Origin of the sequence: Pseudomonas sp., assembly GCF_035277045.1 — a bacterium.
GTDB lineage: Bacteria > Pseudomonadota > Gammaproteobacteria > Pseudomonadales > Pseudomonadaceae > Aquipseudomonas.
This window is the reverse complement of the sequence record NZ_DATELE010000097.1, coordinates 1-9,723: the sequence shown is the minus strand read 5'-3', so window position 1 is coordinate 9,723 and position 9,723 is coordinate 1. Positions and strand designations below refer to the sequence as shown.

At 66.5% G+C, this 9,723-nt stretch carries 8 protein-coding genes and 1 pseudogene; 4 read left to right on the top strand and 5 right to left on the bottom strand.

The annotated features are described in order from the left end of the window. A partial coding sequence (locus VJS90_RS04085) for an ATP-binding cassette domain-containing protein (protein ID WP_324119367.1) occupies nucleotides 1-165 on the bottom strand: 165 nt, incomplete at its 3' end. 198 nt (nucleotides 166-363) lie between these two features. Here VJS90_RS04085 and VJS90_RS04080 point away from each other — a divergent pair. The 3 genes from VJS90_RS04080 to VJS90_RS04070 all read left to right on the top strand — a co-directional run bounded on the left by VJS90_RS04080 (nucleotide 364) and on the right by VJS90_RS04070 (nucleotide 2,745). Next, nucleotides 364-651: a DUF3303 domain-containing protein gene (locus VJS90_RS04080; protein WP_324119366.1), complete on the top strand. Its 288-nt coding sequence runs from the start codon at nucleotides 364-366 to the stop codon at nucleotides 649-651. Between the two features lie 376 nt (nucleotides 652-1,027). Next, nucleotides 1,028-1,456 (top strand): DUF2231 domain-containing protein, encoded by a 429-nt coding sequence (locus VJS90_RS04075; protein WP_324119365.1) that lies wholly within the window; start codon nucleotides 1,028-1,030, stop codon nucleotides 1,454-1,456. Further along, entirely contained in the window at nucleotides 1,453-2,745 is a 1,293-nt protein-coding gene (locus VJS90_RS04070) for a sorbosone dehydrogenase family protein (protein ID WP_324119364.1), read from the top strand. The genes VJS90_RS04075 and VJS90_RS04070 overlap by 4 nt, the downstream gene beginning before the upstream one ends. Before the next feature lie 34 nt (nucleotides 2,746-2,779). Here VJS90_RS04070 and cydB read toward each other — a convergent pair whose 3' ends face one another. Genes cydB through VJS90_RS04055 form a run of 3 tightly spaced genes read right to left on the bottom strand, consistent with a single transcriptional unit; the run spans nucleotide 2,780 to nucleotide 7,501 of the window. After that, entirely contained in the window at nucleotides 2,780-3,775 is a 996-nt protein-coding gene (cydB, locus tag VJS90_RS04065; protein WP_324119363.1) for a cytochrome d ubiquinol oxidase subunit II, read from the bottom strand. A gap of 2 nt (nucleotides 3,776-3,777) precedes the next feature. Continuing rightward, complete coding sequence (locus tag VJS90_RS04060; protein ID WP_324119362.1) at nucleotides 3,778-5,154, bottom strand: cytochrome ubiquinol oxidase subunit I; 1,377 nt, start codon at nucleotides 5,152-5,154, stop codon at nucleotides 3,778-3,780. Continuing rightward, on the bottom strand, nucleotides 5,147-7,501 hold the full coding sequence (locus VJS90_RS04055) for an FdhF/YdeP family oxidoreductase (RefSeq protein WP_324119361.1): 2,355 nt from the start codon (nucleotides 7,499-7,501) through the stop codon (nucleotides 5,147-5,149). The genes VJS90_RS04060 and VJS90_RS04055 overlap by 8 nt, the downstream gene beginning before the upstream one ends. Before the next feature lie 177 nt (nucleotides 7,502-7,678). Between VJS90_RS04055 and VJS90_RS04050 the strand changes: the two genes are divergently transcribed. Continuing rightward, entirely contained in the window at nucleotides 7,679-8,572 is an 894-nt protein-coding gene (locus tag VJS90_RS04050; protein WP_324119360.1) for a PA4780 family RIO1-like protein kinase, read from the top strand. A gap of 359 nt (nucleotides 8,573-8,931) precedes the next feature. Here the strand turns inward: VJS90_RS04050 and VJS90_RS04045 are convergent. Then, nucleotides 8,932-9,723 (bottom strand): annotated as a pseudogene (locus VJS90_RS04045) (hypothetical protein); the annotation flags it as partial.

Sequence of the window (9,723 nt, the reverse complement as noted above, 5' to 3'; positions counted from 1 at the left end):
GTCGAGCCCCGCCACCAGGTGCAGCAGCGTGCTCTTGCCGCTGCCCGACTCACCCATCAACGCCAGGCTGCTGCCCCGCGCCAGGCTGAGGTCGACGCCTTGCAGCACGGGCAGCGGGCCCTGGGCGGTGGAGAACGACTTGCGCAGGTGTTCGACGGCCAGCATCAGCGGGTATCCCTTGTGTCCGGTAGGTGCAGACTAGCCGCGCCGAGCGCGCGATGCCGGTGCGTGTGGCCTTTGATCGAGAAACCGCGAGCGAATTCCAAACGCTGCTATGCCTATGGAGTGGAGGGCTCGATCCGTGGCCTGGCGCCCCGCGGACAGCCGTGCCGAACAGGCGCTCATGCTGATGGGAGGTGTCAGATGCTCTACATCATCCAATGGAACATTTCCTGCGAAAACCGCAATGCCGCCATGGCCCGTTTCGTCCAGACCAAGGGCACCCCTCCCCCAGGCCTGAAAGTCCACGGCCGCTGGCATGCCATCGGACATCACTTCGGCGTGGCGGTGGCCGAGACCGATGACTTGTCGCTGGTGCTCAAGTGGGTGCTGGAATGGAGCGATCTCATGGACATGAAGGTGTATCCGGCGATGACCGATGAGGAGACAGCGCCGTTGCTGCAGGCCGCGCTGAGCCGCGTCTCGACCTGACGGGAAATGCAGGGCCAGGGTCCATCCTGTGGGAGCGGCCTTGTGCCGCGATCGGGCGCGAAGCGGCCGTAGAACCTGCGACCGGGTCGTGTCTGACTCACCGCGAGGGCAGGTTTTACGGCCGCTTCGCGCCCGATCGCGGCACAAGGCCGCTCCCACACTGTAGCCCTGCCACACTCTGTGGTCCTGCCACACTCAGTAGCCCTGCCACCCTCAGTGGTTCTGCCACACTCAGTGGTCCTGCCACAAAGTGAGCCACCAATCACGGCACCGTGGTAGGCAATCCCGATGAACTAAACCCCGAACGACGCAATCCTTTCCTATGCGCAGTCCGCGCGAGCCTCGACCCTAGAGCCTCTGACGATAAGGAGCCGCCGTGTCCGTTACCGCCCCCCCTCTTCTCCGCTGCAGGCCAGGACCGCTTCACGCGATCCTGCTTGGCGGGACCGTACCGCTGTTTCTCGGCGCGTTGCTCAGCGACGTCGCCTACTTCAAGACCTACCAGATCCAGTGGAGCAACTTCGCCTCCTGGCTGATCGCCGGCGGCCTGGTGTTCTGCGGGCTAGCGCTGCTGTTCGCGCTGGTGAACCTGCTGCGCGCGCACCGCAAGGCGGGACGGCCGGTGCTCTACTTCCTGCTGTTGCTGGTGACGTGGGTGCTTGGCCTGGTCAACGCCTTCGAGCACGCCAAGGACGCCTGGGCGGCCATGCCCTCGGGCCTGGTGCTGTCGGTGATCGTGACCGTGCTGAGCCTGGTGACCGCCTGGACCGGGCTCACCAACCTGCGCTCGGGAGATGAACCATGAGACATTCAAGCGCACTGTCAGCCCTGAGCATCGCGTTGCTGCTAAGCGGATGCGGCGGCGAAGCCGACACCACTCAGGCACGTGGCCCGGACCCGAAGCTGCCCGAACCGCAACGTAGCCTGCTACCCAGCATGAAAATCGCCGAACCCGCCCAGTGGGGCGACCAGAAGCCCACGGTGCCCGACGGTTACAGCGTCACCGCCATCGCGACCGACCTGAAGATCCCGCGTCAGACCCTGGTGCTGCCCAACGGCGACATCCTGGTGGCCGAAGGCCGTGGCGGCAATGCCGCGAAGCTCAAGCCCAAGGACGTGATCGCCGGCTACATCAAGGCCCAGGGCAACACCAAGGTCAAAGGTGGCAACCGCCTGACCCTGCTGCGCGATGCCGATGGCGACGGCACCTACGAGGTGAAGGAAGTCTTCGCCGAGAACCTCAACGCGCCGTACGGCCTGGCGTTTGCCAATGGCAAGGTCTACGTGGCCAACCAGGACGCGCTGGTCAGCTTTGACTACCAGGATGGCCAGACCAAGGCGGGCGGCCCGCCGACCACGGTCACCGACCTGCCCTCGGAGATCAACCACCACTGGACCAAGTCGCTGACCGTCAGCCCCGATGGCCGCTTCCTGTACGTTGGGATCGGCTCGAACAGCAACATCACCGAGCGCGGCATGGAGGTCGAGATCGACCGCGCGCTGGTCTGGCAGATCGACGCCGAGACAGGGGCCTACAAGCCCTACGCCACGGGCCTGCGCAACCCGACGGCGCTGACCATCCAGCCAGACTCCGGCCAGCTGTGGGCAGTGGTCAATGAACGCGACGAACTTGGGCCGGACCTGGTGCCGGACTACCTCACCTCGGTGCGCGAAGGCGAGTTCTACGGCTGGCCCTACAGCTACTGGGGCCAGAACGTCGACCCGCGGGCGCAGCCGCAGGACCCTGAAAAGGTCGCCGCCGCGATCAAGCCGGACTACAGCCTGGGGTCGCACGTCGCCGCGCTGGGGGTCGACTTCTCGATTCCGGCGATGGGCGAGCAGTTCGCCCAAGGGGCGTTCGTGGGCGAGCACGGCAGCTGGAACCGGGACAATCCGGTGGGCTACAAGGTGATCTTCGTGCCGTTCAGCAACGGTCGCCCCGCGGGTGAGCCGGTCGACTTCGCCACGGGCTTCCGAGGGGAAGACGGCAAGACGCGTGGACGGCCAGTGGGTGTGACCGTGGATCCCAAAGGTGCGCTGATCATCGCCGATGATCTTGCCAACACTGTCTGGCGTGTGACGCGCAACCCTTAGCCCTGCACGCCATGGGGCGGTCACGCCCCATGGCTTACCCTTGCTTGGCGGGCCGTATCTTCCCGGCGAATACCCGAAATCCGAAAGTGTTGTAGGCCAGCGTCACCGGGACGACGACGGCAAATCCCACCAGCATGAAGACCTGCGTCGACGCGGGCGAAGCGGCCTCGGCCAACGTCAGTGCCGGCGGAACGATCAGCGGGAAGATCTCCACCAGCATCACCTTGAATGCCACCACGACAACGCCCAGTGCCGCGAACAGCGGCAGGCAGTGCCGCGCGCTGCGAAAGGCCAGCCAGAATCCCGTCAGCAAGGCCAGCACCGCGACCGCGGCAGGCCCCGCTATCCACGGATGCGACAGGTGCTGCACGTAGCGCTCGTCAAGTGTCAGGCTCCAGCCCAGCACACCCGCCAGCAGCGTCATCGCCACCACCGCCAGCCCTTTTGCCTGACGCGCCGAGCGGCGGTGCAGTTCGCCTTCGGTTCGCCAGTACAGCCAGCACGCACCTAGCCACAGGTAGCCGGCGGCCAGCGCCAGGCCGCAGAACAGCGGGAACGGCGCCAGCCACTCCCAGCCGCTGCCGCTGTACTGGCCCCCGGCGTGCGGCACGCCCTGCACCAGCGTGCCGAGTGCCAGCCCCTGGCAGAACGTGGTCAGCAGCGAGCCGGCCAGCAGCACCCCATCGGCCAGGTCCTTGCGCGCCACATGTTCTCGAAACTCGAGCGCGACCGCGCGCAGGATCAGCGCCATGAACATCAGCAGAAACGGCAGGTACAACGCTGGCAGGAGCACCGCATAGGCCAGCGGGAACAGCGCCAGCAGTCCGCCTCCCCCCAGCACCAGCCAGGTTTCGTTGGCATCCCAGACCGGCAGGATCGACAGCACCATCACCTCCCGGTCCTGGGCGCGCCGGTTGGCGCCCATGAGCATGCCCACGCCAAGGTCGGTGCCGTCGAGCAGCACATAGATCAGTACCGAAAACGCCAGGGCGCCCGCGCTGAGCAAGGTGAGCCAGTCGATGCCGAACATGCTCAGTTGCCCTCGCCGAGGCGTGGCTGCGGGCCCGGCTCGCCCGTCCGGGGCGGCTGGCGCAACAGGCGCAGCAGTACCCACAGCCCGACGCCGAACACCAGCGTGTAGAACGCGAGAATGGCCACCGTTGCCCACACCACGCTGTGCGCCGACACCGGCGAGACGCTGTCGGCGGTGCGCAGCAGGCCATGGATGGTGAAGGGCTGGCGGCCGACCTCGGTGACCACCCAGCCGCTGAGCATGGCCAGGAAACCGGCAGGGGCCAATGCGACACTCACGCGTTGCAGCCAGCGCGCCTGGTCCAGCCGGCCCCGCCAGCGCAGCACCAGGCTGGCGATTCCTTGGGCCAGCATCAACAGGCCAAGGCCGACCATGATGCGAAAGGCGAAGAACACGATCGGCACCGGCGGCAGGTCCTGCGCGGCGAACTCGTCCAGCGCGCCGATGGTGCCGCTGAGGTCGTGGGTCAGGTACAGCGAGCCGATACGCGGGATGGCCACCTCGAAATGGTTGCGTTGCCCGGCCATGTCCGGCACGGCGAACAGCCTCAGCGGCTCGCCCGCGCCCTCGGGCGGGCGATGCCAGGAACCTTCGATGGCGGCGACCTTGATCGGCTGCACCTTGAGCGTGTGCTGCCCGTGCAGGTCGCCGATGACCACCTGCAGCGGCGCCAGCACGGCGAGCGTCCACAGGGCCATCGAGTACTGCAGGCGCGCCCGCGGGTTGCCCGGCTCGCGCAGCAGTTGCCAGGCGCCGGTACCGGCGACCATCGTCGCGCTGCCCATCAACGCCGCCACCACCATGTGCGCCAGGCGATAGGGAAACGACGGATTGAAGATGATCGCCCACCAGTCCTCGGCGATGAAGCGGCCGTCCGCGCCGATCGAGTAGCCGGCAGGCGTGTGCATCCAGGAGTTGGCCGAGAGTATCCAGAAGGCACTGATCAACGCCCCGATGGCGACCGCGCAGGTGGCCAGGAAATGCAGGCGCGGCCCGACCTTCTTCAGGCCGAACAGCATGATGCCGAGAAATCCCGCCTCCAGGAAAAACGCCACCATCACCTCGTAGAACATCAAGGGGCCGATGATCGCACCGGCCTGGGACGACAGCCGCGACCAGTTGAGGCCGAACTGGTACTCCATCACCAGGCCCGAGGCAGTGCCCACCGCCACCGTCAGGGCGAACACCTTGAGCCAGAAACGATAGACGTCCATGTAGACCTCACGCCGGCGCCACAGCCACAGCGCCTCGAGCACCATCAGGCCCTGCGCCAGGCCGATGGTGAAGGCCGCCAGCACGATGTGGAAACTGATGGTGATGGCAAATTGCGCACGAGCGGCCAGCAACGCCGCGGCGGCATCGCCATACTCACCCAAGCTGGTCGTCCGCCGGGACGGCATGCTCGAGGTCGAGCGCCGAGGGGATCGAGCGGTGCAGGGTCACGGGGATGGACTTGGCGGCCGGCACCTTGCTGCGTTCGGCGTGGTGCCACAGCGGCACCAGCGGGTTGCACTCGGGGTAGTACGCCGCCGCGCAGCCTTCGGGAATATCGTAGGCGATGATCTGCAGCGGGCCCACCTGGCGGCGCACCTGCGGTTCGATCGCCGTGCGCAGCTCGACCCAGTCACCCGGCGCGAAGCCCAGGCGAACCACGTCGCTGCGGTTGAGAAAGACCACGCTGCGGGTGCCGTGCACGCCGCGAAAGCGGTCATCGTAGCCGTACACGGTGGTGTTGAACTGGTCGTTGCTGCGCAGCGTCATCAGTTGCAGCACGTCGCGCCGGGCAGGGTTCAGCGCCACATCGTCGTCCTCGTCGAGCTTGCGGGGCGCGCTGAACTGCGCCTTGCCCGACTCGGTCTTGAACTCGCGCTGGGCGGCGCCTAACGGGCGGTGGAAGCCGCCGGGCTCCCACATCCGCGTTTCCATGTCATGGAAGATGTCGGGGTAGACCTGGCCGATCGCGGTGCGGATCAACGCGTAGTCATGTCGCCAGGCATCCCAGGGAATCTGGCACGGTCCCTCAAGCGTGGCCTCGGCCAGCCCGGCGATGATCGCCACTTCCGAGCGCAGCTGCTCGGCGGCGGGCTCGCTGGTGCCCTTCCAGGCGCGGATGCAGCCGGTGCTGTCCTCGGTGCTGTAGGTTTGCTCGCGGCCGTCCTGGCGGTCGATCTCGATGCGGCCCAGACAAGGCAGCAGCCAGCCCGCGCGGCCGGGAAACAGGTGGGTGCGGTTCAGCTTGGTGGCGACCTGCACGTTCAGCGCCAGGCCCGACCAGGCGGGTTCCATGCGATGGGTGTCTGGCACCGCGCGCAGGAAGTTGCCCCCCAGCCCGATAAAGGCCTTCACGCTGCCATCGAGGATGCCCTCGCAGGTATCCACCGTCGCCAGGCCCTTCTTCGCCGGCACCTTGAAGCCGAACAGCGCCTCGATCTTGTCGCCAGGCACCTTGGCCGGATCCTCGGTGATGCCCACGGTGCGCTGGCCCTGCACGTTGGAATGCCCGCGAACCGGGCAGATGCCCGCGCCTGGCTTGCCAATGTTGCCGCGCAGCAGCAGGAGGTTGACCAACATCTGCACGTTCTCGACGCCATGGCGGTGCTGGGTCATGCCCATGCCGTAGATCACCATCACCTTGTCGCTGCGCGCATACACCGTGGCGGCCGCTTCCATTGCCCCGCGCCCGAGGCCCGAACGGCGTTCCAGGGTTTCCCACGGGTACACCTCGACCTCGCTGACGAAGCGCTCGAAGCCGTGCGTGTGCGCGGCGATGAAGGCGTGGTCGAGCACCGCTGGCTGGCCGTCGGCGATGGCCTGGCGGTCCATGGCCAGCAGCGACTTGACCATGCCCATGACCGCCGCGAGGTCGCCGCCGATGGCGACCTGGTGATACTGGGTACTGATCACCGTCGAGGACGGCCCGAGCATTTCGCGCGGCGACTGCGGATTGACGAAGCGCTCCAGGCCGCGTTCGCGCAAGGGGTTGAAGGTGATGACCGGCACCCGGCGCTTGCGGGCCTCTTGCAGCGGGTGAAGCATTCGCGGGCTGTTGCTGCCCACGTTCTGGCCGAAGAAGAAGATGCAGTCAGTGTGTTCGAAGTCGGCCAGCGTGACCGTTCCGACCGGCACGCCGATGCTTTCCTGCAGCCCGACCGAGGTGCTCTCGTGGCACATGTTGGAGCTGTCCGGCAGGTTGTTGGTGCCATAGGCTCGCGCAAACAGCTGGTACATGAACGAGGCCTCCAGCGAGGCCCGGCCGGAGGCGTAGAACACCACCTCGTCGGGCTGCAAGGCACGCAGCTCGCGGCCGATCTCACGGTAGGCGTCGCCCCAGTCGGTGGCCTGGTAGCGGTCGGTCAGCGGATCGTAGCGCAGCGGGTGGGTGAGGCGGCCATGCTGCTCCAGGTCGTAGTCGCTCCAGGTGCGCAGTTCCGCCAGGGTATGACGGGTGAAGAACGCCGGCTCGGTGCGCAGGCTGGTCAGTTCCCAGGCCGTGGCCTTGGCGCCGTTTTCGCAGAACTCTAGCGCGTGAGGATGGCCAGGCTTTGCCCATGCGCAACTCACGCAGGCAAAGCCGTCAGGCTTGTTCTGGTGGAGCAGGGCCTTGGGCGCCCTGGCCAACGCCTGTTCGCGCCAGAGGATGGTCATGACCGAGTGCGCCGACCCCCATCCTCCGCTGGCCGAATGATAAGGCTTGAACCGCGCCTTCGGGTGGAGGAGCTGCATGGAGGACTCGCTTGGCTGGGCCTGGGGATTGTGTCTAGATATTTCGAGGCGACCGTTGGTGGGAAAGTTCAAGGGGTTTGTTGCATCGTGGCCAAGCAAGTCGCATCAGTCTGTGAGACGATGGCCGGCCCCGTGCAACCCGTGTGTTGGCAAGACAGGACCCAAAGCAAAGAAACGATGAAGACTCCAAAACGGATTGAACCGCTGATTGAAGATGGGCTGGTCGACGAAGTGCTCCGGCCCTTGATGAGTGGCAAGGAAGCGGCTGTCTACGTGGTGCGCTGCGGGGCCGAGGTGCGTTGCGCCAAGGTCTACAAAGAGGCCAACAAACGCAGTTTCCGCCAGGCCGCCGAGTACCAGGAAGGCCGCAAGGTGCGCAACAGCCGCCAGGCCCGCGCGATGGCCAAAGGGTCCAAGTACGGCCGCAAGGAGGCCGAGGACGCCTGGCAGAACGCCGAGGTGGCCGCGCTGTTCCGCCTGGCTGGCGCTGGCGTGCGGGTGCCCAAGCCCTACGATTTCCAGGATGGCGTGCTGCTGATGGAACTGGTGGTGGATGCCGACGGTGATGCCGCGCCGCGGCTGAACGATGTGCACCTCGAGCCTGACCAGGCGCTGGAGTACCACGCGTTCGTCATTCGCCAGATCGTCCTGATGCTGTGCGCCGGGCTGGTGCATGGTGACCTGTCCGAGTTCAACGTGCTGCTCGGCCCTGAAGGTCCGGTGATCATCGACCTGCCCCAGGCAGTGGATGCCGCTGGCAACAACCATGCGTTCAGCATGCTGGAGCGCGACGTGGGCAACATGAGCGGTTACTTTGGCCGCGTCGCCCCCGAGCTCAAGGGTACCCGCTACGCCCGGGAGATGTGGTCGCTGTACGAAGCGGGCGAGTTGCGCGCCGATAGTCCACTGACAGGTGAGTTCGCCGATGACGACGAAGAAGCCGATGTCGGTGGTGTGCTGCGCGAGATCGACGCCGCGCGCCTCGACGACGCCCGCCGCCGCGCCGCCCGCGAAGATGCCGAGCGTGGACCGGTGAAAGGTGAAGAACCGCCGCCGCCCTGGATGCAATGAGCGAAGGTGCACCCAGCCCCGGTCTGGCATCGCCAGGCCTTGTAGGAGCAACTGTCTTCCACCGAGGTGCTCTCTGCCCCTGGCCCGGCACAGCCGGGCCCTGTGGGAGCAACTGTCTTCTACCGAGGTACTACCCGCCCCGGCCCGGCAAAGCCGGGCCCTGTGGGAGCGCGCCTTGTGCCGCGATCGAGGGCGAAGCCCTCGCCGGGGCGCAGAGTTACCGTGTTGTGCGGTAGTGGCAGGGATCACGGAATACAGCCAGTTTCCCCTTCCAGCAACTATCCCACCCTGAAGTCGAATGAGGCGGGATCTTCAGCAGGCGCGGCCGCTGAAACGCAACGTCCATTCAGCGCGGTTTTTCAGGCATTGGCCACCATCGGGCCCAGCTGCCCAGCCAATACTGCGACAACTACCCCCAGACACACCATCACCCACATCAACCGCTTGAACGCCACCACGCCATCGCGCACCGCGAACACCCACACCACCACGCCGCTGCAGAAGGCAAAACCGAGCAACGTCGCCACCAGCACGGCCATCGCGGCGTCCAGCCCAGCCAGCAGCACCATTCCTTGAGCCAGCAACGCCATCGCCAGCCCTGTCAGCAGATACCCACCCCCCACCGCGAGCATCACGCGGCCAGCAACCTGCCAGCGTGAGCCGCCCGCAACCTGGCTTTGGCGAGGCGCACGTGCCGTGGGCGGCACCTGCCGTAGCCGTCGGGCGGCATGGGCAAACAGGCAGGCGAACACCAGGATCACCCCCTCCACGCCACCCCGCTCCCAGTCGCCCGCCCTCAGATAGACGAACAGGCCTTGCCCCGTGGTCAGGCCATTGAGCACAGGAACACAGGCGCAAAGCACGGCCGCGCACCAGAGCTGCTCGATCCAGGCGCGCCGCTGTCCACGCGCCAGCGCATGCAGCAGCGAGCCAAGCCAGGCCAGCAGAAAGAAGCGGATCTCCCAGTCGGCACGCTCAGGCAATGTCAGAGGCAGCAGCCGGTTGGCGTACAGGTATCCCACGCTCGCCAGGCAGATGCCGGTCACCGAGGCAATGTTGAGTCCATCGATCAGCCGGTAGGCAACCGCTGTCCCCCGCCCGAACTCTTGCGCCGATTTCACTCGCCGCTTGCTGGCGAACAGCAAGGTGCC

Coding starts and splice junctions, on each gene's coding strand:
- VJS90_RS04070 (WP_324119364.1), top strand. CDS start 1,453: ATGAGACATTCAAGCGCACTGTCAGCCCTGAGCATCGCGTTGCTGCTA.
- VJS90_RS04080 (WP_324119366.1), top strand. CDS start 364: ATGCTCTACATCATCCAATGGAACATTTCCTGCGAAAACCGCAATGCC.
- VJS90_RS04055 (WP_324119361.1), bottom strand. CDS start 7,501: ATGCAGCTCCTCCACCCGAAGGCGCGGTTCAAGCCTTATCATTCGGCC.
- cydB (WP_324119363.1), bottom strand. CDS start 3,775: ATGTTCGGCATCGACTGGCTCACCTTGCTCAGCGCGGGCGCCCTGGCG.
- VJS90_RS04050 (WP_324119360.1), top strand. CDS start 7,679: ATGAAGACTCCAAAACGGATTGAACCGCTGATTGAAGATGGGCTGGTC.